Below are 26,011 nucleotides of genomic sequence, written 5' to 3'. Positions count from 1 at the left end.
AATTGAAAAGCAAGATAAAAGCGTTTTTTAAACGCATCCTTGATATGATAAAACGCAATCCGAAGAAGTCTGTTTTCTTCGGATTGCTTTTCATTGCCTACTATTTTTGTCTGCCAAGAACACTTTTTGAGCAGCCTTATTCCACCGTAATTGAAAGCGAAGAAGGCGAGCTATTAGGGGCTAAAATTGCCCGTGACGGACAATGGCGATTTCCGGCACAAGATTCGATACCTGAAAAATTCAAAAAATGTATTGTCTATTTTGAGGATGAGCATTTTTATCAGCATCCGGGATTCAACCCGATTGCTATGGTTAAAGCTGCAAAACAAAATCACGATGCTGGAAGAGTAGTTCGTGGTGGAAGTACGCTGACACAACAGGTTATCCGACTTTCGAGAGGCGAGAAGAAAAGAAACTATTTTGAAAAACTGGTCGAGCTGGTATTGGCAACCCGTTTGGAATTTCGCTATTCCAAAGAAAAGATATTGGAATTGTATGCTGCCCATGCTCCGTATGGAGGAAACGTAGTGGGACTGGAAATGGCTTCCTGGCGTTATTTTGGAGTGCAGCCCTACCAATTATCCTGGGCTGAAACAGCAACATTAGCAGTGCTGCCAAACGCACCTAGTTTGATTTATCCCGGAAAAAACCAACAAAAACTTTTGGATAAGCGCAACGGGCTATTAAAAAAGCTATACGAAGAAAAAATAATCGATAAAACCACGTATGAGCTTTCAATACTCGAAGATTTGCCTCAAAAACCTTATGATTTGCCTCAAATAGCGCCACATTTGCTTCAAAATATTGCAAAGAGGGAAGAAGGCACAAGAGTAAAGACAACGGTCAAATATGCGCTTCAAAATCGCGTCAACCAAATCGCTACGCAATATTATAATCAATACAGACAGTCAGAAATTTATAACCTTGCTATTATTGTTGTAGATGTCGAGACAAGAAATATCCTGAGCTATGTTGGGAATTCACCAACCGATAAAGACCATCAAAAAGATGTCGATATTATTACGGCTCCAAGAAGTACCGGTAGTATATTAAAGCCATTGCTGTATGCTTCGATGTTGGATGCGGGTGAAATATTGCCTAATACATTGGTTGCGGATATTCCAACGCAGATAGCGGGCTATAGTCCTAAAAACTACGATTTGACCTATGATGGCGCTGTTCCGGCACATCGCGCCTTGTCGCGTTCGCTGAATATTCCTTCAGTATTGATGCTGAAAGATCATGGTGTCTACCGTTTTTACGACCAACTGCAGCAGTTTAAATTAAGGGACATCAACAAGCATCCGAACCATTACGGACTGTCGTTGATTCTTGGTGGAGCAGAAAGTAATCTTTGGGATCTGAGCAAAACCTATGCAGGACTAACATCTACCTTAAATTACTTTACGACACATTCGGCAAAATACCGTACGGATGAATTTAAGGAGTTGAATTGGTCGCATGGCAAAGAACTAGATTTTGGTAAAGAGTCGTATGATAAAAGAAATTTAGGAGCTGCATCTATCTGGCTGACGTATAATGCTATGAAAGAAGTCAACCGTCCGGAAGGCGATGAAGCGTGGAAATTCTATGATTCCTCATTGGAAGTTGCCTGGAAAACGGGTACGAGTTTTGGAAATCGCGACGGATGGGCCATCGGAACAAATTCAAGATATGTAGTAGGAGTATGGGTTGGGAATGCTTCTGGTGAAGGACGTCCGTCTTTGACCGGAGTAGGAAGTGCCGCGCCTATCTTATTTGACGTATTTAATCTTTTGCCAAGAAAAAAATGGTTTGCAACTCCTTATGATGATTTGGAAGAAGCAGAGGTTTGCCAATTAAGCGGGCATATAGCCGGTGAATACTGTCCAAAAATCAAACAGTGGATTCCACTCAAAAGCAAGCAGACAACAGTTTGTCCGTATCATAAATTAGTACATCTTGATAATTCAGGACAATATCAGGTAAACAGCAATTGCGAAGAAGTGGATAAGATGGTTGCAAAACCCTGGTTTGTATTGCCTCCGGTTATGGAATTGTATTATAAGACCAAACATATAGACTATGTTCCATTGCCGCCATTTAGGGCAGACTGTCTGGGAGCATCTTCGTATTCTATGGATTTTATCTACCCAAAAGAAAATGGAAAAGTGTATCTCACCAAAAACTTTAATGGCGAAATCCAGCCGTTTGTTTTAAAAGTAGCCCATTCCGACCAAAGAGCAAAGCTGTTCTGGTATCTGAATGACAAGTTTTTGGGTACTACGCAAACCTTTCATGAGATGTCTGTTGAAGCAAAAACCGGAAAATACTACATCACCGTAACAGATGAAGCCGGAAACGAAATTAGTAGGAGGATTGAAATTGTAAAAGAATAATATATTCTTTTTACCTTTAATTCTGGTTTAGTATTGGAGCTTATAAATTCTACATCCTATATTTTCTTTTTCTTATACTAGCGTTATCCATTCTATTCTGGCAATTTCTCTTTGGATAGTCATTTCATTGTTTAACCAGAATATGTAATGTTTCTCTGTAACTAAGTGTCCGGACATCTTTTTTATCAAATTGCTCTATGCCGAAGAATTGGTTTCCCAATTCATAATTGAAGACTGAATATAAAACATGAAAAATAGCTACCAATAGCTATTTTTTTGAATTACCAGGTTGAATAACTTTGAATGTAAACTACGGGTTATGAAAAAAATACTGTTAATTATTGGAATTTTACTTCAAGTAGGTCTTGTTTATGCACAAGAAAGAGATAATGTTGGGCATAGAGTTGGTTCCTGGAATATTTCCTCACATAATTGCTTTAAAGGCTTAAGTTGGAAAATTAGGAAATCATACTATACCGACAATTCTGATAAATACACCAATGAAATCGAAATAAAAAATAATTACGGCTCGACAATAACATTTAGTTATAACATGAGTGAAAATGCAAATGAGACAACTACCAGGTATAGAAAAACATTAACACCTGGACAGACGTATACTTCTACCTATTGTCCTAATGTGAATTTAGTTATCTTTTATGTAAACAATGTGTGTTTCAATAACAACAATTGTAAAGATGGCTGCTATGCCCAATGCGATAATGGTTCACCAAATCAGCCAAATTGCGGAGAAGCAAATTCATCCACAACTAACAATAATCAAAAAGGAACCAAACAAAACGATCATACCGAGTATAACCAAAGCAAGGCAGATCTCGAAAAGCAAATGGCTGATAAAAATGCAGAGATACAGAAGCAAAATGTAGAAAATCGAAAACAGCAATTCAATAGGTTATACAATGAGGGTATTTCTTTAAAAAATAATGGAAATTTTGGTGTTGCTAAAAACAGATTTAATGATGCTTTAAAATATGCTTCAAACGACAATGAACGACAACAGGTGCAAAATGCACTAAACCAAAATAAAGCCGATGGCAATACTTATGTAGCCCAAACTGCCGTCGAGCTGACAAATACTATTTCTGACGGGATTCAGAAACAAAAAGAATGGTCTGAGGCACGAAAAAGAGAAAAAGAAGAACGCCTGCAGCGAATAGAAGATGATAAGAGAAATGAAGAGCAAAAATTTATTAATGAGATAGATCTTGCAGATAAGGGTGATTATAAAATGCAGAGCTGGGTTGCATTTAGTTTTTATGGTAAGCAAAAATACGAATCGGCAGAGGAGTATTATAAAATGGCAATAGCCAATAAAGAATATAATACAAGTTCTGGAGGGTCTCTAAATGGTGTTTTGGCTTCCTGTTATGCAATAAATGGAAAATATTTAGAGCAATGGAATGAACTCAATAAAAAAGATGCATTACTCAAACAATATCTTAATGGAAATGGATTTGAACGGGCAATGCTAATTTTATTCAGTAAAAAATATGAAATCGATGTAATTGTTACTGATGAAATGAGAAAATCAGCAATTGAAGATTTAAAAAATGATTCGTATGTGAAAATTTATCACGAAAGTGATGCTAAGGCAGCGCTGGCCTATTTCCAGATTACGGGAGAATATGAACATTTGGGTATTCCGAAAAATGAAACAGTGGGACTGGAGGCATTAACTAAAAGTACCTCAAATCAATTGGCTTCCTATTTTGTTGGCTCTTTGTATTTACAGGGGATAGGTTTAAAAAAGACGAGAAGAAAGCATTTAATGGCTTCTTAGAGGTTATTAAACTTAATCAAAACAATAAAATCTATAAAAAATTTAATGTCGACTCTAAAAAAGATTTAGAATATTATAAACCAATAGTACGTAGTGATAACAATATTTATCAGTTAACGCCTTTAATATTGGCCTATTCTGAAATAGCTAAGCTGTTAAATAAAAGCACAAAAGAAGATGACAGGTCGCTGTTAAAATATAAATCTGAATTTTTCAAATGGTATGGTAATTTATTGACTATTGAGGATAGAAACCTATGGGAAATTAAGATAGCCCAAAATCCATTTTCTCCGATTAAAAGAGAATAAAAGTAGTCGCTGATTGGAAAAAGCCAATTGTAGTGAAATAACTTGATGGAGGTGTTTAATAACTAAGATGGAAGTTTTTAGTAAGAATCCGGGTCAATATACAATCAATGTCTTATCAATATTACAAACAAAAAAACCGCCAATCTTGCGAAAGGCGGTTCTTTTTATTTAATCTTTGATTTCATTTCCATTTTTGTCATAGAAATGATATTCTAAAAACGTGTAAGCGTCACGAGGTATTATTTTCACCCATTTTTTATGTTCAAAAAACCATTTTGAACGTAATGATGGAAAACCTTTAGTAAGGTATGCTGCCACAAAAGGATGCGCATTCAGCACGATTTTTTTGTGGGCTTTCAATAGTCGTTCGACATCTGAAGTAATTTTATCTACAATCGAGATCGGAGCATCAATTTCCCCATGTTCATTGTTAGGGTCCTCTTCTCTGGTCTTGATATTTACTTCTGGTCGTACTCTTTGTCGCGTAATCTGGATCAAACCAAATTTACTAGGCGGCAAGATTTTGTGTTTAGCTTTATCATCGCTCATTTCTTCTCTCAGAAAATCGAAAAGGACTTTACGGTTTTCTGGATTAGACATATCAATAAAATCGACAACAATGATACCACCCATATCTCGCAGGCGGAGCTGTCGTGCCACTTCAGCAGCGGCGATGAGGTTTACTTCTAAGGCTGTATCTTCTTGATTGGAAGCTTTGTTTGAACGGTTTCCGCTGTTGACGTCTATAACGTGCAAGGCTTCAGTATGTTCAATAATCAGGTAAGCTCCTTTGCTCATTGATACTGTTTTTCCGAAGGAAGTTTTGATCTGTCTCTCTATGTTATATTTTTCGAAGATAGGCGTGTCTTTGGATTGATAAAACTTTACTATTGATTCTTTTGAAGGTGCAATTTCTTGCAGATAATCCTTCGTTTCATTGTACAACTCTTCGTCATCTATATGAATTCCTGTAAAGGTATCATTGAAAACGTCTCGTAAGATGGAGGAAGCTCTGTTGAGCTCTCCTAATACTTTTGACGGATGATGAGCAGTTGGTAATTTTTTACACATTGCAGTCCATCTGCTGAGCAGATTCTGCAAATCTTTGTCTAGTTCGGCTACTTTTTTGCCTTCTGCTACTGTTCTCACAATAACACCAAATCCTTTTGGTCGGATAGACTGTACGAGTCGTTTAAGACGATCTTTTTCTTCTTTGGATTCTATTTTTTGTGATATAGAAACTCTATCAGAAAAAGGAACGAGAACAATAAATCGGCCTGCAAGAGAAAGCTCTGAGCTAATTCTTGGCCCTTTGGTCGATATAGGTTCTTTGACAACTTGTACTAAAATAGACTGGTTAGCGCTGATTACATCAGTAATAACACCGTCCTTATCTATCTCTTTTTCAAAAGGAAAGTTTTTTAGGGAGAAATCTTTTATTTTACCTGCGCTTACAAGTTTTATGAATTTCAACTGAGAAGTCAGATTAGGACCCAAATCGTGATAATGTAAAAAGGCATCTTTTTCAAAGCCTACATTTACAAAAGCAGCATTAAGTCCCGCAACAGGCTTTCTGATTTTGGCAATAAAAATATCACCTACCTGAAAGTTGCTTTTTTCTTCTTCCTTGTGTAATTCAATTAGTTTTCCATCTTTTAATAAGGCAAAATCTACGGCATCCGAACCAGATCTGATGATCAGTTCTTTATTCACACTGTAAATTTTTATCTGTTTTTTCAGAAAATAGAGTAGAGAGAGAAGAGTATAGATTTAAAAATCTAAAGCCTAAAATCCAAAACCTAAAATCTTATTTACAGATGGATTAAACAATAATTTAACAGGTATTGTACCCGGAGAAAATAGAGTCAGGAAGCGAAAATCAAAGGCAGAATAATGCCTCATTTTTTATTTTTTCTTCAACAATTCTATTTTCAAATTTCAATGAACTAAAAATATTCTTAAAAAAGAAAAAAGTAGTCAGACTACTTTTTCTTCTTGTGACGGTTAGCTCTCGCTCTCTTTTTACGTTTGTGAGTCGCTACCTTATGTCTTTTTCTTTTTTTACCACTTGGCATATTTTGAAAATTTAGTGATTAATAAATTAGTTTACTTTTGCTTCGGTATTGGTTTTAACTCCTTCAACAAAAACTTTTGCTGGTTTGAATGCAGGAATATTGTGTGCAGGAATTTTGATTGTAGTGTTTTTAGAGATATTTCTACCTGTCTTTTCAGCTCTTGTTTTGATGATGAAACTACCAAAACCTCTTAAGTAAACATTATCACCAGTTTCTAAAGAGTTTTTAACTTCGTCCATAAAAGATTCTACTGTTGCTTGAACATCTCCTTTTTCAAGACCTAATTTTTCTGAAATTTTCGCAACGATATCTGCTTTCGTCATTTTCTTTCTATTTTAAATTTATTGTGTAAAATTTTGAGGTTGCAAATATATGAATTAAAAAAACAATATTTCAACCATAAACGATTAAAATTTAATAACATAAACTTTTACTTTTGCTAACCAATTTTATCTGATGGAATTTTCTAACTTATTAATCCAATGGTATTTACAAAATAAACGCGATTTGCCATGGCGAAATACGGCCGATCCATACCCTATTTGGCTGTCAGAAATTATGCTCCAACAGACGCGCGTTGCTCAGGGTTTGCCTTATTTTTTGTCATTTACCACTTCATTTCCAACTGTTTTTGATTTGGCAAATGCCGATGAAGAACAAGTTTTGAAACTTTGGCAGGGATTGGGTTATTATTCCAGAGCCAGAAATCTTCATAATACGGCAAAAATGGTAGCCTTTGAGTTGGGAGGGAAATTTCCGGATAATTATAAAGAGTTGCTCCAACTAAAAGGAGTAGGGGAATATACGGCTGCCGCTATTGCTTCTTTTTCTTATAATGAAGTAGTTCCTGTAGTTGATGGTAATGTTTTTCGTGTGCTGTCGCGCTATTTTGATATTGAAACGGATATTGCTTCCAGCGGAGCTAAGAAAGAATTTTCAGAACTGGCAAAAGAACTGATTCCGCATGATAATCCTGCTTTGTTTAATCAGGCAATTATGGAATTTGGTGCGCTGCAATGTGTTCCTAAAAATCCGGATTGCGAAAGATGTGTGTTAAATTCGGGTTGTCTTGCTCTGCAAAAAAATAAGGTAGACAGACTTCCAGTCAAGCTGAAAAAGACAAAAGTGCGGAGCCGCTATTTTAATTATCTTGTTTTTTCAGACGATAAGCAACAGTATGTTTTAAGAAAGAGAACTGAAAAAGGGATCTGGCATAATTTGTATGAATTTCCTGTAATTGAAACTGCCGCTGAAATTGATTTTGATGAAATTTCGAAATTAATTTTTGAAGAATATGGTTCAAAGTTTGAAATTTTATCAATAAAGCCGTTAAAAAACGATGCTATTTTGCATAAATTATCACACCAGCATTTGTATATACGCTTCTTTCAGGTGCGTGTTCAAGGTGTTATTGAAAATGCAATTTGTTATGAATCAATGATTTCTTTGCCATTTCCGATTGTAATTCATAATTTTATAGAAAAAGATTTGCCATAATTTACCAAGTTTGGCAGAAATTATTATATTTGAAGGTTTACTAACTCCCCACGAAAAATGAATGGTACGCTAAATAAAGTGATTTTAATTGGGCACCTAGGCGATGATGTCAAGATGCACTATTTTGAAGGCGGTAACTGCATCGGCAGATTTCCGCTGGCTACGAATGAAATATATATTAACAAGCAGACAAATGAAAAGATTGCCTCTACGGAATGGCACAATCTTGTTGTTCGCAATAAAGCAGCTGAAATCTGTGAAAAATATCTGTCTAAAGGAGACAAGATATATGTTGAAGGAAGGATAAAATCCCGCCAATGGCAGACAGAAGAAGGCGTTACGAAATATACTACTGAAATTCAGGTGACTGAATTTACTTTCCTGACAACAAAGAAAGATATTGAAGCTGGCAAACAAGGATCTTCAGTAGATGTGAAATCGGCTAATTTTGACTCCGGTTCACCAGCAGAAGACGATTTATATTAATCAATGTTTAGAAAAAGTATAGGCCTTTTTATTTCCGGATGTATTCTTGCTTCCGTATGGGGTTGTCAAAATGAGACAGTTCCAAAACCGGCCGGGCAATTAAGGCTGGACTATCCCAGGGCCGAATATGTACACTTTGAAAATGATTGCCCTTTTACGTTTGATATAAACGAAGATGCAATTATTTCACAAAAAGGAAATTGTGATTTTACAATCAGCTATCCTAAAATGAAAGCTACGATTTATCTTACTTACAAACCTGTTAAGAACGATATCGAAGCACATTTGAGAGATGCCCAGACTTTGACCTACAAACATACTATTAAGGCAGATGATATTGTTGAGCAGCCTTTCCTGAATGAAAAGAGCAAGGTTTATGGCATGTTCTACAGGGTTGGAGGTAATGCGGCAACTAATGCCCAGTTTTATGCTACAGACAGCATAAGGCATTTTGTGACCGGTTCTGTATATTTTTATGCAAAACCCAATTTTGACTCAATAATGCCAGCCAGCAGCTATGTTAAAAACGACATGCAAGTGTTGATGGAAACATTAAAATGGAAATAAAAAAAGAGAACCAATTTGGTTCTCTTTTTTGTTTTTATCTTAATTGAAAAGATTAAGCGTTTTTGGCTTTTTTGTCATCTGAACTGCAGGCTTTCTTGCCAGAACAGCATCCGCCTTTTGCATCTTTAGACTTATCATCGTGGCAAGAAGCTTTTTTGTCGTCTTTTTTCTTTTTCTCTTTTTCTTTCTCTTTGTAAAGCATTGCTTTGTCAGCAGATGATTTTACGTTAGAAACTTTATAAGTAGTTCCGCCTGCAACAGCTTCTACTGTTTCAACCAATGTTTCAGGAGTTTGTTTTGAAGCATCATACGCTACAGTAGCTGTCTTCTTTTCGAAATCAACTTTAGCATCCTGTACACCGTCAAGGCTAGCTAGTTTTTTTTCGATAGTTTTTGCACATCCAACAGCACATGACATTCCGTCGATTTGGAAACTTGCAGTTTGCAGGTTTTCAGCAGTTGGTTTCGCTGTAGTCGTGTCTTTAGCAGTTTCTGTCGGTTCTCCCGTTTCTGTTGCCTTTGGCTCGTTTTTGCAGCTTACGAATAGCATTCCTGAAAGCGCAAGGATAAGTAATGATTTTGAAAAATTCATAGTGTTGTATTTAAATTTGAATTAACAATTCCTTTGAAATCTAAAGGTTTACAAAATTAATAAAAAAAGAAACGGGAAATCCGTTAAAATGACAGAATTTTGGGCTGTAAAAAACGAGTTATGAAAGCTTTGCCGTCTAAATGGATTATCTTATTCTTCCTTTCCTTAATTTGGGGAAGTTCTTTTATTCTTATCAAAAAAGGTTTGGTAGGGCTGACGCCATTTCAGCTAGGCTCATTGCGGATGATTTTTGCGGCTACTTTCCTTTTGGCCGTAGGTTTTAAAAGTCTGAAAAACATCAAGCAGCATCAATGGAAGTATATTGCGGTTACGGCAATGATGGGAACTTTTTTTCCGGCATTTCTTTTTTCATTAGCCCAAACACAGATTGATAGTTCGATTAGTGCTGTTTTGAATTCACTGACACCTTTAGCAGCGTTGGTGTTAGGTGCGTTGGTTTTTGGATTAAACTTTCAAAGAAGGCAGATTTTTGGGGTAACGATTGGTTTGTTCGGGAGCGTTTTATTAATCTTGAGTGGAGCTGTAAACCATCCGGGACAAAATTACTGGTATGCGACTTTGGCTGTCTGTGGTGCCATCTGTTATGCTGTTAATGTCAACCTGATCAAAAAGTATCTTTCGGATGTAAATCCTTTAAGTATTACGGTAGGCAACTTTGCAGTTTTGCTAATTCCGGCACTTGTAATTCTGTTCTCTACGAATTTTCATGAAGTGGCACATCTGCCAAATGTAAAAACCTCGATGCTGTTTGTAAGTATTCTTGCCGTGTTTGGAACCTGCGTTGCGAATGTGCTGTACTTTAAGCTAATTCAGATTTCATCGCCTATTTTTGCTTCTTCCGTAACTTATATGCTGCCAATTGTAGCTTGCTTTTGGGGTATTCTGGACGGAGAAAGCCTTACTTTGGTTCAGGCGTTAGGTGCTTTTATTGTACTGATTGGGATTTATCTGTCAGCTAAAAAATAAGCTCGCAATTATATTTTATGCTTTGCGGCTCTGCGCCTTTGCGTGAAATAGTTGCTCGCAAAGACGCAGAGCCGCAAAGTTTATAAAGAAAAGCAAAGTTATTGCGTGGAAATATTTTCATGTCTTTCCTTTGATAGAAACTTTACACATAAAAAAAGACTGCCATTTCTGACAGTCTTTTTGGTTTTATGTTTGATTTGGATTATTTGAAATCTGCATCAGTAACACCTTCGTTGATTTTTATATCTGAAGCTGTCAATTCAATTTCGATACCAACGTTTAATGTTGTTTTGAAAGGAACTTTTACGCCTTTAACATCTTTGTAGTCAGAGAAAGAAACTACTTGAGTCATTTGCTGTCCTTGCATTTCTTCAACGTTTGATTCAGCCAATTTCAATCCTGTTGTTACATCATAGTAAAGTGTCTTTTTGCCATCTTTGATTGCGTAAGCATCTTTTCCGTCAATAGACTCGATTCCTGATAATGTGATTCCAGGTTTTGTAGCCAAAGTCAATTCCGGGAATGGAAGAGAATAGAATTTTGCGCTAGCAACTTTATCTGCATCATAGTCCTCTTTTTGACCTTGAGCTGTCTCATATCCTTTTGATCCGTCAAAAACTTCTTTGCTTAAAGTTTGGCCCATACCTTTAACTTCGTCAGCTTTTTTACCGGCAGCAGAAGATTTTCTAGTCATAGTAACATCAATTCCCTGAACTTTTCCAGTTAGTGTAGAGAATAATGTTTTTACTGATTTGGCATTTTTGTCTCCGCCAATTGCTTTGATATAATTGTCAAATACAGTTTTTGCTGTTACACCAGCAGGAATTGCTTTTTTAGCAACTGGCTTATCTACCTGGTTTCCGAATTTATCGAAATAGAACATTGGGATTCCTAGTTTTTCAAGACCTGGCAATACATCGCTTCCTTTACCTGTAATGATAACTCTTGTGTTGTCAGCAAGGAAATATTTGTTAGCTACTCTCATGATATCGTCAGCCGTAACTGCATTGATATTCTTGATGTAGTTTTCGTAGAAATCAGCAGGAAGATTTTGTGTTTTAGTCAATAAAGCATAACGAGCAACTGTTCCTGGTTTTTGGATCTGCATTACGAAGTTTCCAATATAACCCGCTTTTACGTTTTTCAACATATCCGGAGCTACTTTTTCAGTTCTGATTCTTTTCAATTCTTTGAAGAATTCAACTACAGCGCTATCAGTTACAGCATTTCTAACTTGAGTGTTAGACTTGAATTTTCCAACATATTTGTCTCCTCTAATGCTTGAACGAGCACCGTATGTCCATCCGTGAGCTTCTCTCAGGTTCATGTTAAGGTAGCTGTTGAAGTCACCACCAATGATTTGGTTTGCCAAAAGAACAGCAAAATAATCTTTGTCAGTCATCTTAAGGTTAGAAACGTTAACCAAAGAAATTTCAGACTGAACCGCGTTTGGCATGTCTACAAAGTTAATCTGAGTGTATTGAACATCTTTTGGGTCAGCATAAGTAACTACAGGAGCCGTAGCTTTTTTCCATGAGCCAAAATATTTCTCAACTGCCTTCTTAACGTCTTTGAATTTTACATCACCTGTAATAACCAGGTAGGCATTAGCAGGAACAAAGTAAGTAGTGTAGTTCAAGATCGCATCATTTAAAGTTACTTTGTTGATGCTTTCTTCAGTAAGGTATTCTCCGTTTGGATGGTTTTTTCCGTAAACCAAAACATCTTCCACGCGAGAAGCTACCGCCTGAACGCTTTTCTCTTGAGTTTTTAAACCTTCAATTAATTTTGTTTTTTCTTTGTCAAGTTCTTCCTGAGTGAAAACAGAATTTAAAGCTCCGTCAGCCATCAATTCAAGGATTCTGTCAGAATATTTAGAAAGCCCAGAAGCATAAGCTCCGTTAGCGCTGAATCCGATGTTAGCTCCTAAGAAATCGATTTCTTCGTTGAAAGCATCTTTTGACATTTTTTTAGTACCGCTTCCAATCAATGCGCTGGTAATTTCAGCAACACCTTTTTTGTCGCCTTCAGCATAAGGAGCGTTATCTAATGTCAGATTATAAGAAACTCTTGGAAGTTTGTTGTTTTCAACAACCATTACTTTCAATCCGTTTTTCAATTCAAAAGTCTGAGGCTTTCCAATATTGATAACCGGAGCAGGTCCTGGTTTTGGCTGTGGTCTGTCTTGTGCTTGCATAATTAGAGTTAAGAACAAGCTTGATAAAATGAATATTGTTTTTTTCATGATGTATATCTTAGTTTTGAGCTTTGTCTTTTGCTGGTACGTAATCCAAAATCAATCTTTGGTTTGGGTTCAGGTATTTTTTTGCAACATCTCTGATTTCCTCACGAGTGATAGAACGATAGATTTCGATCTCAGTGTTGATAAGGTTGATATCGCCATACAGCATGTAATATGTAGCTAAATTTTCTGCAATTCCTTCTACTGAAGAATTGCTGTTTACATATTGGTTCTCAAATTTATTTTGTAATTTCTGGAAATCTTTTTCAGAAATTAATTCTGTTTGAAGTTTGGTAACTTCCTCGTCAATTTCTTTTGTAAGTGCGTCAAGAGAAGTATCTCCCATTGGCAAACCGTAGATGAAATAAACACCATAGTCTTCCTGGCTGTAGTTGAAAGCGCCAATTTCTAATGCCATTTTCTTCTGGTCAACGATTTTTTTGTAAAGTCTTGAACTCTTTCCGTCGCTCAAGATAGAAGAAATCATATCCAAAACTTTAGCATCACGAGTTTTCATTGAAGGCGTTCTGTAAGCAGTTACCAACATCGGGATTTGGATGTTTGGATCTTCGTAAGTAGCCTTTAGTGGTTGAGTGATTGGATCTTCGGTAAAAGTCTGTTTTGTAAGATCTGTTTTTCCTTTTGGAATTGATCCAAAATATTGTTTTACCCATTTGATGGTTTTGTCGTACTCAATGTCTCCAGCTACAACAAGAACCGCGTTGTTAGGAACGTAGAACTTTTTGTTGAATGCCTGGAATTCTTCCAAAGTTGCAGCATCTAGGTGTTCCATAGAACCGATAGGAGCCCAACGGTATGGGTGTTTTTTGAACATGTTTTGTTTTACGGCAGTGATAAGATTTCCGTAAGGCTGGTTGTCTACACGTAATCTTTTTTCTTCCTTAACAACTTCATTTTGTGTATTAACACCAATTTGGTTGATTACAGGGTGCATCAATCTTTCAGATTCCATCCATAAACCTAACTCAAGGCTGTTTGAAGGGAAAATTTCATAGTAGTAAGTTCTGTCGTCTGAAGTGTTTGCGTTGTTAGTTCCTCCGTTTCCAGAGACAATTTTGAACCATTCTCCACGACCGATATTTTTTGTACCTTCAAATAAAAGGTGTTCAAAAAAGTGAGCAAAACCAGTTCTTTCCGGATTCTCATCTTTGGCTCCAACGTGATACATTACCGAGGTAATAACAACTGGAGCTGATTTGTCTTGATGCAAGATCACATGAAGACCATTTTCTAGTGTATATTCTTCAAAAGCTACTTTTTGAGCTGAAGCTACACTCCCGAGCATGAGAATTGAACCCAAAGCCATTAATGATTTTTTCATAACGATTAATAAATTTGTTATTGATTTTGGCATTAGTGTGCCAAATGTGTGTTTTGTTACGCCAAATGTAGTTTTTTTTTAAGATTTATTCATGAAAATATAACTTTTTAACGGCGGTTTATATTTACATTACGAAATGTTTGTTGGGGGAGTTAAAGTGCTGTCTTTTTGAAGGTTGAATTTTTTTATAAGAACAATTGCAGGATTAATATTTAATCGTATATTTGCAACCTTAAAATTTAACTAAACATTATTGTTATGTACGCAATCGTAGAGATAGCAGGGCAACAATTCAAAGTAAGCAAAGACTTAAAGGTTTATGTTCACCGTTTAGCTAACAAAGAAGGAGATGCAATTTCTTTTGCAAAAGTTCTTTTGTTAGATGATAACGGAACAATCACTTTAGGCGCCCCGGCTGTAGAAGGTGCTTCAGTAGAAGCCAAAGTGTTACAACACTTAAAAGGAGACAAAGTAATCGTTTTCAAAAAGAAAAGAAGAAAAGGTTACAAAAAGAAAAATGGACACCGTCAGTACTTGACTCAAATCCAAATTTCTGGAATCACTGTTTCAGGTGCTAAAAAAGCTGCTGCTAAGAAAGAAGCTGCTCCTGCAACTGAAGAAGCAGTAGAAGCTCCAAAGAAAAAAGTAGCTAAGGCTAAAAAAGAAGATACACAAGAATAATTAACATTTAAAACCAGTACGTCATGGCTCATAAGAAAGGTGTCGGTAGTTCCAAGAATGGTAGAGAATCAGAATCGAAACGTTTAGGTGTTAAGATTTATGGTGGTCAAGCTGCTATTGCTGGAAACATCATCGTTAGACAAAGAGGTTCTAAGCACAACCCAGGAGAAAACGTTTACATGGGTAAAGATCATACTTTACATGCAAAAGTTGACGGAGTTGTTAAGTTCCAGAAAAAATCTGATAACAAATCTTTCGTTTCTATTGTTCCATTTGAAGCATAAGAAAACAAGATTTTTAGATACAAAAAGCCCATTCGAAAGAATGGGCTTTTTTGTTTTATTTGATTTTTGCTTTTTCTAAGGTTTCGTTATAACCTTCTTTCATGTCTTCTTTGGCTTTTTGGGCGCCTTCTTTGATGTCTTCAGAAGTTTCTTTGATACCATCTTTGGTTGCTTCCCATGCGCTTTTAGCTTTATCAACAGCGATCTGAGCTAATCTTTCAGCTTCTTTATCGCCTTTTGCTTTAGCTTCGGCCAATTTCTTTTCGGCTTCTTCCAGATTGGCTTTTGCCTTTTCGCTTAATTCAAGATCCAAGCCGTTTTTTGTTGTCGTGGTGGTCACCGTCGTTTTTCCATCATCAGTCGTTGTAGTGACTTTTTCTTCTTTCTTACAAGATGTAGCGAGAAACATACCGCCTATCGCTACCGCAAACATTACTTTTTTCATGAGGTTGTTATTTAGTTCTTATAAAAATAACAAAAAAGAAAGATATCCAACATTAAGAATAGATAATTCTGAAAGGAACTATGTTTATTGCCCTGTTTTCAATCATCAATTTTAAATCTTCACTCAGGAAATACCATTCTTCTTCATTATAGTAATCTTTGTCTTTCCTCTCGAGATAAATATCAATGGTTGGCGTATAGCCTACATTGCTGTCAAGGCTGGTCTGTATGCCGTTTTTTACATCTACTTTAGTAATGGCATCGCCAAAATGATTTTTGCAAAGGATAATGATGTCCTGACGCGTCACAACTCTTTGGTTAGATACCAGGTTTTCACGATAGGCATAAATTTTCTCCGAATTCGAAAGTTCATCTTTTCCTCCTTGGGTAGTTGACAGAAACATAATATTGTCTCTTTCGAAATCAGAGCCTTTATGAGCTACCAATCTTGAAAAAGTATTTATTTTATTTGCACTTTCACCATTGGTTGTCCAATATTTGGCAAACAGGGTTCCTTTATTGGAGTTGCTGGTAGTATTCAGTATCAGATACGGATTATTGATGTTTTGCATGCCCACTTGTGACATCTTATTTCTGAAACGTGAAATAATCTGGTTGATTTCTTTCAGGTTGTTATCCGTAAAGTCATGTCCTAGTCTGGAAAATGCTGCGGCTTCATCCCGAATCAAATCGATAAGGTAATTTATTTCTTCGGTTGCATTTCTTTCATCAAAACGGGCAATGCCTCCAAAACGGAGATAGGCATAGTCATTATCACCTTTTTCATCATCGTTTTTGATAACATCAAATTCATTGTTTTTATCATCTGTAACCGAGAAAAGTTCAAGGAAAAATTCTTCGTTCAGGTTCAGCGGATAAATATTCAGGAGGTTTTTGATATTCCCTTGTACCTCATTCAACTTTTTGTTGATAACAGGAAAACAGTTGTTGGCACAAAAGATTTCAGAAAGAATATCTTTTCCAATGACATTAGGAAACTCAATACGAATCCAAATTAGCTTTTCATCAGCCAAAAGTTTCAGGTCTTCAGCAGGGATAAAATTACTCAATTCAGCAGGCAACGCATGGTTGTCACCAATATTAATAATGTCTTTTATGGTGATAAAATTCTTTCGGAAATAATCGTTAGTGTGTTCTTGCGTCCGTTCAATATGATAAAATTCTTCTTGAATCAGTTCTCCGTGATTATTAGAATATTTTTCGTCATTATTATATCCTTGTACGGTCTGTAGTTCATGGTCATTAAGAAACCATTTCGCTCGTGGCAGGAAGTGAAAAAACGTATTCCGGTTATGGATGTTTTTCAGGTAAAAATAAAACATCAGATCCTTGATGATTCCATCGCCTTGATGTTTTAGCCCAAGCCAGATGGTTCCGTGTGGAGCCGGTTTGATATAATTGTTGCTGCTGACAGTTTCCCTGAATTGTTCTTTCACAATCTGCTGTACTCCGTTAGGCAGGATTACATAATTCAGCTTGTTACGGTTCAGCTTTACGGGTTTTGTTGGCCCGAAAAAATAGTTCTTGATTATATTTTCTGTCGGATTGTATGGATTTGCTTCTTTTTTCTGGAAGTAAAACTGATGGTAATCGTTCAGCGTTACTTCGTTTTCTACCGGATAGGCTCTTACAATCGCCCTTGCCGGTGTTGCTTTTGCTGATGCGGTAGGCGTAAGTATATCTACTAATCGTTCCGTAATCCTTCTGCGGCTGGAGAAGATTTCGTTGGAAATTTTTTCCAATTCTTTGGCGCAAACATCAAAAAGCAAATTGACGATAGGGTCAAAGACATTTTCCAATTCCACATCAGAATAGCCCCATTGTTTGGCAGCACGTTTGAGTAGTCGGTCTTTAATCTGGTCTTTTGATAATGAATTCATTGATGATGCTTTTATTTAAATGAAAACGGCGCTAGAAAATAAGAACTCTTGTAATAATAAGGCTGGTTTGTTTTTTTGATAACTCCATAAACTACAATGTCAAGGCGTTTTTTTACGCGAATATTGGTCTCATAGCTTACAGTATCTTCACTCACGCCAAGCGTTACATCTGTAACAGTCAGTCGCTTTTCATATTGTTTTACCTTTTCATGAACAGATTCCTTAATCATGTCTTTCAGCTGGTTGGCATTAGACAACAGATTGAAATCGGTTTCCCAGATAATGGTGCCAAAATCGTCGTCATATTTATATTCTCCAAAAATCGTTGTGATAATCAGAGAGATATATTGCGCCAGAGATTCTTCGATAGTGACTTTCCGGATATCTTCACCGCTGGACAGCCGTTTGAAATCAATTGGAATCTTGTAATATAGGTCTTTCATGTTCTATCGTAAATTTAATCTCTCCTTCTTCATTCAGCGTGACTTTCAACGAATCGCCTTTTTTGATTTCATTGGAAATAATCATGCGCGATAATGGTCTTTTTAGCTGGTTGCGGATGGTACCTTTAATTGGTCGTGCGCCATATTCTGGCGTGAAACCCATCAGGGCAATCTGCTCTTTGTCTTTTTCGTCTATATGCAGCGTAATGTCTAGTTTTTCCAAAAGCTGCAAAAGCTCTTTCTTTAAGTGAATATCGAAAATTCTTGAAACGCTTTTTTTGCTGATAGGCGCAAACGGAATGATTTCTGTAAGACGGCCCAAAAACTCTGGTCTGAAATAGCCTGTCATTAACTGGATAAGGTCGTTTGATTTTGGAATAATGTCTTTTTCAAACGATTTTACGATAAAATCAGAACCTATGTTGGACGTAAAAAGAATAACCGAGTTCGAAAAATCACCTTCTTTACCTAAACGGTCGTGGAGTTTTCCTTCGTCAAGTATCTGTAAAAACACATCAAAAACCGATTTATGGGCTTTTTCAATTTCATCGAATAAAACGATAGAATAGGGTTTCTGTCTGATCTTGTTGACAAGAAGTCCGCCTTCTTCATAACCTACATATCCCGGAGGCGCTCCATATAAAAGCGCAGCTGAATGTTCTTCTTTAAACTCTGACATATCCAATCGGATAATGGCATTCTCATCGCCAAAAAGGAAATCAGCCAACGATTTTGCCAATTCTGTTTTTCCGGTTCCTGTTGGTCCCAAAAAGAAAAAGGAACCTATTGGCTGCCCCGGTTTTGTCAGTCCGGAACGGGATTCCAAAATAGCATCGGAAACTACCTTTACAGCATGATCCTGACCAATAACTCTTTTCTTTAGAGTATTTTCTATATCGAGCAATCGTTCGCGTTCGTCTGATTTTACTTTTCCAGCCGGAATTCCGGTAATTCCGGAAACTACGTGCGACAGATGTGATGCTGAAACAATGTTTTCTTCTTCATTCAAACGCTCCAGGCTTTCTAACAGACTTTCCAGATGTGCTATTTTCTTTTCGCTGGCTACAGAAGAGAAAGTATCCTCGTCTTCACTAAATAGCTTTCCGGTTTTATTCTGGATATCGGAATGAAGCCAGACTATCTTTTCTTCTTTTTCAATTTCTTCAATGATATCATTGATAGCCGAAAGCTGTTTTTTTAATTCCGGTAGTTCTTTCTTGATGGTTTCTTTAGCGACTTTTAAAGACGACATCGTTCTGTCAATCAAGTCGAGTGCAGAATCCGGAAGTGATTTTTCTTTCAGATAGCGTTTTGAAAGTCGGATCGATTCTTTTAGTCCTTCTTCATCGATGCTAAAATCATGGTGTGTCTGATAATGTGAGATCACATTTTTAATCATTCGCAAAGCCAATTCCTGATTAGGTTCGTGAATTTCCAAAGTTTCAAAACGTCTGGAAAGTGCATCGTCCTTGCCAAGCGATTTTCTGAATTTTTCTGTGGTTGTAGCGCCTATAAAAGTGATGTCTCCTTTAGAAAGCTCCGATTTGATAATACTGCCAATTCCATTACCTTGATTGGAATCAAACAGTTCGTGGATATCGTCTATAAAAAGTATCGGTTTTTCATAGCCTTTTACCTCGTTGAAAATTTTTTGCAAACGGTCTTCTACTTCGCCTTTGTAGGATGCGCCGGCGAATAAAGGCCCAATATTGATTTCAAAAACATTCGCATTATTAAAGGCTGCCAAAATAGACTTGTCGCCAATTTTATGGCAAAAACCTTCAATAAGTGTCGATTTTCCAACACCAGATTCCCCAATTACGATAACGTGAGGCTTCAGTTTTCGGTTTAATATTTCTGTAATTGTTTTTAGCTCTTCGTCACGCCCAATCATCGGAATAGATTGCCTGGACTTAAGATGTTTTATTTTATCCGTACAGTATTTGTCTAAGGTAGAACTTCCTGTAGGGCCGGTTTTTATTTTTTCAGAGTTGTTTTGCGGTTTTGCAGTTCCTGAATCAAACATTGATGAAAGATCAGAAGGAGTCAACGGCAATGATTTTAGTTGGTCGTGTGAAAATCCCACGCCCGGAGTAACCAACGCTTTTAGGATGGGAACAAAGCTGATTTCATCGCCAGTCTTCTTTGCAATATCTTCTGCTTCTGATAGCACGGCATTCATGCCACTGTCCGGAGCCGGATCATCGCTTGGTTTTGAAGATTTTGGATATTCGCTGATTCGGATATCGGCCCATTCATCCAAATAGAACACATCGATTCCTTTGGCGTCAAGTTCTCTCATGAAATTGAATTGCGGATTCAAAAGCGCCTTTAGTAAATGGGCAGGAGCATACTTTTGGTTGAAATTATCCTTCGCATATTGTTTTGCAATATGAATTGCCTGCAAAATATCTTCTGTGACCATGATTTTCTGATTTAGTTCGTCCTTCTGTTCAATTGCTGTGTCAATCTCAGATCGCGTAGCAATTCTTTATTTTCTTCTTCATACTCTTTTAATTGCTTATTAAGCAAATCGATTTCTTTTTTAGAATCATTGACTTGCAACAGCAATTTCTTGGTTTTGACCAAATCGTTAATTGTCAGGATGACATTGTCATATAGTTTTAAACCCTGATCAGAATCAGCAGGGATTTTTTCTTTTAGGTCAACTAACTCAAAGCTGATGTTCTGCTCAATAAACTGGAAGCTTTCAGGAGCCTTGTCCAATGAATCAATCAAAACGCCAATATGCTCAAGCCTGTCTGAAAATTGCTTTTGGAAGTTAAACTCGGTCAGAATCCTGTCATTTTCACTTTTAAGAACTTCATTTTCCTTCAACGGCAGTTTGTAATTGAAAAATATCGCAAAAAACAATACTCCGGTTGTGATGATAAACATCAAAAGGAACAATAGGAATGCGGAAGTTCGTTCTTTTCTATTTAAGATATCCATTTTTGGTGTCGATTTTGGGTTGGTTTATTCTGCTAAAAAGGTTGGCGATGAATTTGGAGCATTGTTGTCCTTGTCACTATTTCCGAAGAAACTTGGCTTTTCGTTTCTGACGATATTTTCGTTGACAAAGATTCCCGTGTCGCGTTTTTTGCCGATATAATCGAGCTGGTTTAAAATAGTAAACAGATAGTCGATTTTTGAAATAAAAGTATTGACCTGGTTTACGGTTGGCTCAATGTCATAAGCCCTGTATTTCGTGTTTATGGTTTCTGAAAATAACCTTTCGTAATCACCGCTGGAAATTTCTGTCCATTCTGAGAAATAGTTGAAAAGCATTTCTTTTCCGTCTCCCGAAAACGAATCAAAACTGTTTTTGATAATTCGTGCCAGACTAACCGTGTTTTCTAATACTTCCATCGGTTTCATGGAGAAATTTACCCATTTGCTTCGTGTAATATTTTGGGCTACATAACTCAAAATCTTTTCGCAGGCTTCAAAAACCATATTGGCTATCAGGTTTTCATCTTCGGTGCTATTCCTAAATCTGATTTTTTGGGAAATCTGAACCGAATTGAACTCCAACTGCTTGAAGAAAGATTCGTAGTTTTCAAATAAGGTAATCAGGGTAGGATGGCTGTTAATCGTAAGACTTGGCGGAATAAAATCTGTCAGGATCTCATAGTTGTTTGCCGAAGTCTTGAATTTAGCCAAAGGAAATTGCAAAGCACCAATATTGTTTTGGTTGACTTCGCTTTCAATAACGCTTGTCAGGAAATAACGCGACATGGCATTTGGGAAACGCGGTGGCACTTCCTCCATGTTTTGCTCTCCTGTTGGTATTCTTTGGAAAGGATCGACATTCAGTAAAAGAAAGTAATTGTTTTCTTTAAGGTCGAAATCTTTCAATTCGATTTTCTCGTTAAATTCTCCGGTATAATCGGTAATCTCAATTCTTCCTCCACCTGGAGTTACTGCCTTGAGAAGTTTAATGCTAACGCTTAGTTCGTTGTGAGCATCGATGGAAATTGAATACTGGAACGGTCTTGACAGATGTGTCGACAATAAGCCATAATTCAGCTCATTTACGCCCAGATTGCGCGCATCTCGAACCAAATCTTCAATGTTGTCCTGTAAAGTGATGAAATGGTTTTTGTTTATCTTCATTCCATCGATCCAGTTTACCGGAAAGTGTTTTATATTTTCAGCCATAACTAATGAAATTATATTCGTTGACAAATTATCGTTGCTCCGTCTTTAATGTTGTTAGTGTCTATTGCTTGTTCGGGGTCTATGTAATCGGATGAGCTGAACCATTTTGGTTTGGTGTAGAAATACCATCCATACGGTTGGTTTTTATCGTCCAAAAAGCGGACCTGGCTGTTAGGATTCTTCTCATTGTAATCGTTTATGAAATAATAAAACAGTTTTCCAAAGTCAAAGGCGCGAGGTGCTTTTACTTTAAAATTGATAATCGTTGAGTCGTTTGCCTTTTTCGTAAATACTAAATTTACGATAATTATATTTCTCATTTCAGAAATTTGTGGTGCCGGATATTTTGAATTCACCGGATAGAACCATCTTTTATGAAGTTTTGCGGGAATTGAAATGGCAGTTCTGAAAAGACAGAAACAAAGTGTCGGAATCAGGAAAAAGAGCATGGCTCCTAAGTAATAATACATATAAGGCAGTTCCTGGAAATGCCCGATCAACATAATAGCGAAGGCTTCCATGAAAATTCCCGTTACTAGAGCAATAAAAATTTCCTTATAAATCTCCTTGGCATCAAATTGCTTGAAATACAAATGGAAAAATGTCAGGTGGATAGTTCCGGCAATTAATAAATATACCTGAAACGAAATAAAGCGAATATTTACTGTTGTGTCTTTTAAATTGAATAATATGGCTCCAAAAATCAGGAAGATTAATCCCTGGCAGAGAATATAAATAAAATAGCTTTTTTTCTCCTGCCTGAATTTTGGTGTTTTCATACCAATAAACATGCTGATAATCATCGCAATTGCAATGGCTAAAAAGATATAGACTAAAGTTTCGGTTCCGCCGATGTGGTTTAGATATTTTCTCATATTACTGTTGATATTCCGAGTCTTGATTTATAAATCGTATCATCCATTGCAAAAAGTTCGTCTTCTGAATTCAGTTGAATTTCAAAAGAGTACTGCATTTGAAAAGGAAGGAAAAGGTTAAAGAACGTTGTCAAAAAATTCTCTAATACGTGGTCGTCAAAATAATCGGGAAGGTTATCCGGATTTTTTAATGGGCCCACAATGAAATTGTATTTTTTCAGAAAGATTTCCTGGTTGCTTTGTAAAGTAGTCGTAATGCCCATAATCATTTCGCCTGAATTTTCCTCAATGTCATGGCCATTCTCTAATTGGATATTTTTAGAAGTGTAAGTGACTTCTTCACCCAATATTTTTTCGAGCATTTTGCTGACATCAGAAACGTTTTGTCCTGAGTTGCCTTTCAGCTTCATAAGAGCATAGAACATTTTTACGGTCAGCACATCCGGAATGTTTTTTTCGACGCCTAAAATCATGCGAATGATATCCGCAATTCCGTTGGTGCTTAATTTGGAGAAAAAATCAGATTCATGTCTTTCGATCTGATGGCGAAACCGGAATAGCTCATTTTCCAACGGATTATAGAAATGGCGTGCTTCTTTCTCTTCCTTTTTGCGAATCTTAAATTCTTGAGAAGGATCATTCCGCTGATCGCGATTTCTATAATTATGCGTGATGCTTTCCGGTAATATGTCATAAAAACCGTCACGGCTGGTATTGATGTGCAGGATATCCGAATCATTTACATCAGTTGTAATATTCATCGTATCCTTGCTGAATTTTCTGTAAAAAACGCCATTCGCTTTCAGGACGATATCCAAATCGTCCGTTTTGTTTTTCAGAAGTGCATCAAATAACAGCTCGGCCTTTAGATCAAAAGGAGTCAAGTTTCTGTGATTTTCTACAAAAAATCGATTTTTTGTCATAGCTAAAATTATTGTTTAAATCTGCCTGCGGCCACGAAATTTTTTTTCCAATATGCTTTTTTTAAGCTTGAGATTTCGACACCTCCGACTTGGTTAGCTGAAAAAAACTTATTGTTCTTGAGATAAATTCCAACGTGCGAGATTATTTTTTCCTCAGTAATCCTGAAGAAGACCAAATCGCCCTCCCGTAATTTTTCGTCTGACTTAAACAATTCAATCCTGTTGTCCATGCTCATTTCTGCAGCAGTTCTAGGAAGGTCTTTTTTGTATACATGCGAATAAAGCTCCTGCATCAAAGCTGAGCAATCGATACCAGTTCGCGTTTCGCCCCCATAAATATATTTCGTGCCTTCCCAGCTTTTAATAAAAATGTATAGTTTCTCGTTTATTATTTCGGTTTCACTTACTTCTAATTTTTTCGCAAAATACTTTCGCTCTTCATCACTTAAAGCAGTATTATAGGAATATTTTGCATTTGAGTTTTTTCTATTGTTTCCAGCTTGCGATTTAACAAAATCATCGGTAATGACAAAGTCTTTTTTGGGCAGGCAAGAGACAAAACTTACACTCACAAGGCTTAAAAAAATAAACTTTTTAAACATATTAAATGGCGTTTTAGTTCTGAAACTCTTAACTAGATAGATAAAAATTTATTGAGCTTTTGAAGGGGGAAGCTGATTATCTAAATATAAAAATTTTGGGAACTAATTTATACATTTAGGATTTAAATTCCATTTCTATGATGTTAAATTAATACTTTTTACCCATAAAAATCACAATTAACATTTAGACAAAGTGAATTTAACAAAATATTATCATTAATTAGGAATGCAGGAAAATCAAGCATTGACGGTTTAAAGGTATGTTAAATCATTGTGACTTTAACAATAATTTTTTTGATAAAGTATTTTAACATGAAAAACCAAAGGAAATTTTTATAAATTTGGAATAAGACAAATTTCGCTTATTTATCGCCCCCAGCAATTTATAATTAATATTATAAAATGAATAAGAGTAATCAAATAAAGACCCATTTTGATGGAAAAATTATACTGTTCTTCTTTATAATTTTTGTCACGTCTTGTGGGCTGCTGGCCTTTAAAATAAATAACAAAGCGATTTGCACCGTAAAGGAGTTCAAAATCGATGCTCCTACTTTTAAAGCAGGAGAGCTAATCACTTTTTCAGATATTACACCTAACTCCTATGAATGGAGATGGTACTTTGGCGACGGAAGTAAAATTTCGTATCGTTCAAAAGTAGCGCACTCATTTTCTAAGCCAGGAAAATACACCATAAAGCTTTTGGTAGACAATAGCTGTACGATTGAAAAGACGATTACCATTCTTCCAAAGAATGATGTGATTGATGAAAGCCTATTGCCTAAATTCTTCGCTCCTACAGTAGTTTATGAAGGCGAACAAGTGCAATTCAAAGATTCTACTGCACATGCTAAATCATGGGAATGGAGATTTGGGGACGGAATCAAGATTGATGCAATTGACAGGAATCCTACCTATGTATACAGGATGCCTGGTGAAAAAATAGTATCGCTGGTTGTAAATGGCGATATTAAATATGTAAAGCAGAAAAAAATAACCGTATTGCCTGCCAAAAAAGAAAGCAAAGATGTTGTTTCTGAAAGGCTTGCAAGAAGAAGCAGTTCGAGAGCCGATATCGTAGGCGATTATTTCAAGCAATTGCCAGAAGCACCAAAGCGCAGTGCTGAAATTGCGGGCATTAATGAGGAAAAGTTTAAGGCCATATTAATGGGTATTTGCGAGGACAAACTTTCTTTTGATAATGTAAAACGTTATTTCTGCGATGATGATTTACCACTAGTCAAGCTGCGTAACGGAAAGACGATTTCCCTGAAAGAACTGGATGAAGCAATCCGTGACAGAAATATCAACATCAAAAAAATCGAATTGCAAAAAGACCAGGATGGCTGCGTGACCGTCATCAACTTGAACTACAGATACAGAACAATTTTTTAAAGCTCTTTCTCTATACAATAAATTAAT

General features: G+C 36.5%; 23 protein-coding genes. 9 read left to right on the top strand and 14 right to left on the bottom strand.

All coding sequences use genetic code 11. The features are described 5' to 3' along the window. Positions 1-44 precede the first annotated feature (44 nt). Positions 45-2,378, top strand: coding sequence for a penicillin-binding protein 1C (gene pbpC, locus ABH942_RS03735; RefSeq protein WP_370029644.1), 2,334 nt, complete (start codon positions 45-47; stop codon positions 2,376-2,378). Positions 2,379-2,697: 319 nt separating this feature from the next. Continuing rightward, a complete protein-coding gene (locus tag ABH942_RS03730) occupies positions 2,698-4,179 on the top strand; it encodes a hypothetical protein (protein ID WP_370029643.1) in 1,482 nt (493 codons plus the stop codon). 476 nt (positions 4,180-4,655) lie between these two features. Here ABH942_RS03730 and ABH942_RS03725 read toward each other — a convergent pair whose 3' ends face one another. Beyond that, positions 4,656-6,200 (bottom strand): Rne/Rng family ribonuclease, encoded by a 1,545-nt coding sequence (locus tag ABH942_RS03725; protein ID WP_370029642.1) that lies wholly within the window; start codon positions 6,198-6,200, stop codon positions 4,656-4,658. A gap of 388 nt (positions 6,201-6,588) precedes the next feature. Beyond that, the gene (locus ABH942_RS03720; protein WP_056067901.1) at positions 6,589-6,885 is read right to left on the bottom strand and encodes an HU family DNA-binding protein; all 297 of its coding nucleotides are present in this window, start codon (positions 6,883-6,885) and stop codon (positions 6,589-6,591) included. A 133-nt stretch (positions 6,886-7,018) separates the two neighbouring features. Here ABH942_RS03720 and mutY point away from each other — a divergent pair, with 133 nt between their 5' ends. The 3 genes from mutY to gldD are packed head-to-tail and all read left to right on the top strand — an operon-like array spanning position 7,019 to position 9,112. Continuing rightward, positions 7,019-8,059, top strand: a complete 1,041-nt coding sequence (mutY, locus tag ABH942_RS03715; RefSeq protein WP_370029641.1) for an A/G-specific adenine glycosylase — start codon at positions 7,019-7,021, stop codon at positions 8,057-8,059. Between the two features lie 57 nt (positions 8,060-8,116). After that, entirely contained in the window at positions 8,117-8,545 is a 429-nt protein-coding gene (locus ABH942_RS03710) for a single-stranded DNA-binding protein (RefSeq protein ID WP_370029640.1), read from the top strand. A gap of 3 nt (positions 8,546-8,548) precedes the next feature. Beyond that, positions 8,549-9,112, top strand: coding sequence for a gliding motility lipoprotein GldD (gldD, locus tag ABH942_RS03705; protein WP_370029639.1), 564 nt, complete (start codon positions 8,549-8,551; stop codon positions 9,110-9,112). A gap of 52 nt (positions 9,113-9,164) precedes the next feature. Here the strand turns inward: gldD and ABH942_RS03700 are convergent, their stop codons facing one another. Beyond that, positions 9,165-9,704, bottom strand: coding sequence for a heavy-metal-associated domain-containing protein (locus ABH942_RS03700; RefSeq protein WP_370029638.1), 540 nt, complete (start codon positions 9,702-9,704; stop codon positions 9,165-9,167). 120 nt (positions 9,705-9,824) lie between these two features. Between ABH942_RS03700 and ABH942_RS03695 the strand changes: the two genes are divergently transcribed. Continuing rightward, positions 9,825-10,691, top strand: a complete 867-nt coding sequence (locus ABH942_RS03695; protein ID WP_370029637.1) for a DMT family transporter — start codon at positions 9,825-9,827, stop codon at positions 10,689-10,691. Positions 10,692-10,893: 202 nt separating this feature from the next. Here ABH942_RS03695 and ABH942_RS03690 read toward each other — a convergent pair whose 3' ends face one another. After that, positions 10,894-12,936, bottom strand: coding sequence for a M16 family metallopeptidase (locus tag ABH942_RS03690; protein WP_370029636.1), 2,043 nt, complete (start codon positions 12,934-12,936; stop codon positions 10,894-10,896). Between the two features lie 10 nt (positions 12,937-12,946). Beyond that, positions 12,947-14,275, bottom strand: coding sequence for a M16 family metallopeptidase (locus ABH942_RS03685; RefSeq protein ID WP_370029635.1), 1,329 nt, complete (start codon positions 14,273-14,275; stop codon positions 12,947-12,949). 258 nt (positions 14,276-14,533) lie between these two features. Here ABH942_RS03685 and rplU point away from each other — a divergent pair, with 258 nt between their 5' ends. Both rplU and rpmA read left to right on the top strand, forming a co-directional pair. Next, complete coding sequence (gene rplU / locus ABH942_RS03680) at positions 14,534-14,956, top strand: 50S ribosomal protein L21 (protein ID WP_370029634.1); 423 nt, start codon at positions 14,534-14,536, stop codon at positions 14,954-14,956. A gap of 23 nt (positions 14,957-14,979) precedes the next feature. Further along, a complete protein-coding gene (rpmA, locus tag ABH942_RS03675) occupies positions 14,980-15,240 on the top strand; it encodes a 50S ribosomal protein L27 (RefSeq protein ID WP_140001671.1) in 261 nt (86 codons plus the stop codon). 55 nt (positions 15,241-15,295) lie between these two features. Here rpmA and ABH942_RS03670 read toward each other — a convergent pair whose 3' ends face one another. From ABH942_RS03670 to ABH942_RS03630, 9 genes are read right to left on the bottom strand one after another with little or no spacing between them, the layout of a single operon-like run. Then, complete coding sequence (locus ABH942_RS03670; RefSeq protein ID WP_370029633.1) at positions 15,296-15,685, bottom strand: hypothetical protein; 390 nt, start codon at positions 15,683-15,685, stop codon at positions 15,296-15,298. A gap of 52 nt (positions 15,686-15,737) precedes the next feature. After that, positions 15,738-17,585, bottom strand: a complete 1,848-nt coding sequence (locus ABH942_RS03665) for a hypothetical protein (protein WP_370029632.1) — start codon at positions 17,583-17,585, stop codon at positions 15,738-15,740. A gap of 11 nt (positions 17,586-17,596) precedes the next feature. Further along, positions 17,597-18,028, bottom strand: coding sequence for a GPW/gp25 family protein (locus ABH942_RS03660; protein ID WP_140001674.1), 432 nt, complete (start codon positions 18,026-18,028; stop codon positions 17,597-17,599). Then, complete coding sequence (locus tag ABH942_RS03655) at positions 17,997-20,453, bottom strand: AAA family ATPase (RefSeq protein WP_370029631.1); 2,457 nt, start codon at positions 20,451-20,453, stop codon at positions 17,997-17,999. The genes ABH942_RS03660 and ABH942_RS03655 overlap by 32 nt, the downstream gene beginning before the upstream one ends. 11 nt (positions 20,454-20,464) lie before the next feature. Continuing rightward, positions 20,465-20,980 (bottom strand): type VI secretion system transmembrane protein TssO, encoded by a 516-nt coding sequence (locus tag ABH942_RS03650; RefSeq protein ID WP_370029630.1) that lies wholly within the window; start codon positions 20,978-20,980, stop codon positions 20,465-20,467. 24 nt (positions 20,981-21,004) lie between these two features. Beyond that, the gene (locus ABH942_RS03645) at positions 21,005-22,189 is read right to left on the bottom strand and encodes a hypothetical protein (RefSeq protein ID WP_370029629.1); all 1,185 of its coding nucleotides are present in this window, start codon (positions 22,187-22,189) and stop codon (positions 21,005-21,007) included. 11 nt (positions 22,190-22,200) lie between these two features. Then, positions 22,201-23,064 (bottom strand): TssN family type VI secretion system protein, encoded by an 864-nt coding sequence (locus tag ABH942_RS03640; protein WP_370029628.1) that lies wholly within the window; start codon positions 23,062-23,064, stop codon positions 22,201-22,203. Then, on the bottom strand, positions 23,061-23,987 hold the full coding sequence (locus tag ABH942_RS03635) for a hypothetical protein (RefSeq protein ID WP_370029627.1): 927 nt from the start codon (positions 23,985-23,987) through the stop codon (positions 23,061-23,063). The genes ABH942_RS03640 and ABH942_RS03635 overlap by 4 nt, the downstream gene beginning before the upstream one ends. A gap of 8 nt (positions 23,988-23,995) precedes the next feature. Next, entirely contained in the window at positions 23,996-24,589 is a 594-nt protein-coding gene (locus ABH942_RS03630) for a C40 family peptidase (protein WP_370029626.1), read from the bottom strand. A 402-nt stretch (positions 24,590-24,991) separates the two neighbouring features. Between ABH942_RS03630 and ABH942_RS03625 the strand changes: the two genes are divergently transcribed. Further along, positions 24,992-25,984: a PKD domain-containing protein gene (locus ABH942_RS03625; RefSeq protein WP_370029625.1), complete on the top strand. Its 993-nt coding sequence runs from the start codon at positions 24,992-24,994 to the stop codon at positions 25,982-25,984. Positions 25,985-26,011 lie beyond the last annotated feature (27 nt).

The organism is Flavobacterium sp. 28YEA47A, from assembly GCF_041262125.1.
In the GTDB taxonomy this organism is placed as follows: domain Bacteria; phylum Bacteroidota; class Bacteroidia; order Flavobacteriales; family Flavobacteriaceae; genus Flavobacterium.
Note: the sequence above shows the minus strand (reverse complement) of the source record. Positions and strands in the feature narration are given on the sequence as shown.

Bases quoted from the DNA above. Each gene is read 5' to 3' on its own strand.
- rplU (WP_370029634.1), top strand. From the start codon at position 14,534: ATGTACGCAATCGTAGAGATAGCAGGGCAACAATTCAAAGTAAGCAAA.
- ABH942_RS03685 (WP_370029635.1), bottom strand. From the start codon at position 14,275: ATGAAAAAATCATTAATGGCTTTGGGTTCAATTCTCATGCTCGGGAGT.
- ABH942_RS03625 (WP_370029625.1), top strand. From the start codon at position 24,992: ATGAATAAGAGTAATCAAATAAAGACCCATTTTGATGGAAAAATTATA.
- ABH942_RS03640 (WP_370029628.1), bottom strand. From the start codon at position 23,064: ATGAGAAAATATCTAAACCACATCGGCGGAACCGAAACTTTAGTCTAT.
- ABH942_RS03630 (WP_370029626.1), bottom strand. From the start codon at position 24,589: ATGTTTAAAAAGTTTATTTTTTTAAGCCTTGTGAGTGTAAGTTTTGTC.
- ABH942_RS03690 (WP_370029636.1), bottom strand. From the start codon at position 12,936: ATGAAAAAAACAATATTCATTTTATCAAGCTTGTTCTTAACTCTAATT.
- pbpC (WP_370029644.1), top strand. From the start codon at position 45: ATGATAAAACGCAATCCGAAGAAGTCTGTTTTCTTCGGATTGCTTTTC.
- ABH942_RS03700 (WP_370029638.1), bottom strand. From the start codon at position 9,704: ATGAATTTTTCAAAATCATTACTTATCCTTGCGCTTTCAGGAATGCTA.
- ABH942_RS03655 (WP_370029631.1), bottom strand. From the start codon at position 20,453: ATGGTCACAGAAGATATTTTGCAGGCAATTCATATTGCAAAACAATAT.
- ABH942_RS03635 (WP_370029627.1), bottom strand. From the start codon at position 23,987: ATGACAAAAAATCGATTTTTTGTAGAAAATCACAGAAACTTGACTCCT.
- ABH942_RS03710 (WP_370029640.1), top strand. From the start codon at position 8,117: ATGAATGGTACGCTAAATAAAGTGATTTTAATTGGGCACCTAGGCGAT.
- ABH942_RS03645 (WP_370029629.1), bottom strand. From the start codon at position 22,189: ATGGCTGAAAATATAAAACACTTTCCGGTAAACTGGATCGATGGAATG.
- gldD (WP_370029639.1), top strand. From the start codon at position 8,549: ATGTTTAGAAAAAGTATAGGCCTTTTTATTTCCGGATGTATTCTTGCT.
- rpmA (WP_140001671.1), top strand. From the start codon at position 14,980: ATGGCTCATAAGAAAGGTGTCGGTAGTTCCAAGAATGGTAGAGAATCA.
- ABH942_RS03670 (WP_370029633.1), bottom strand. From the start codon at position 15,685: ATGAAAAAAGTAATGTTTGCGGTAGCGATAGGCGGTATGTTTCTCGCT.
- ABH942_RS03720 (WP_056067901.1), bottom strand. From the start codon at position 6,885: ATGACGAAAGCAGATATCGTTGCGAAAATTTCAGAAAAATTAGGTCTT.
- mutY (WP_370029641.1), top strand. From the start codon at position 7,019: ATGGAATTTTCTAACTTATTAATCCAATGGTATTTACAAAATAAACGC.
- ABH942_RS03650 (WP_370029630.1), bottom strand. From the start codon at position 20,980: ATGGATATCTTAAATAGAAAAGAACGAACTTCCGCATTCCTATTGTTC.
- ABH942_RS03665 (WP_370029632.1), bottom strand. From the start codon at position 17,585: ATGAATTCATTATCAAAAGACCAGATTAAAGACCGACTACTCAAACGT.
- ABH942_RS03660 (WP_140001674.1), bottom strand. From the start codon at position 18,028: ATGAAAGACCTATATTACAAGATTCCAATTGATTTCAAACGGCTGTCC.
- ABH942_RS03695 (WP_370029637.1), top strand. From the start codon at position 9,825: ATGAAAGCTTTGCCGTCTAAATGGATTATCTTATTCTTCCTTTCCTTA.
- ABH942_RS03730 (WP_370029643.1), top strand. From the start codon at position 2,698: ATGAAAAAAATACTGTTAATTATTGGAATTTTACTTCAAGTAGGTCTT.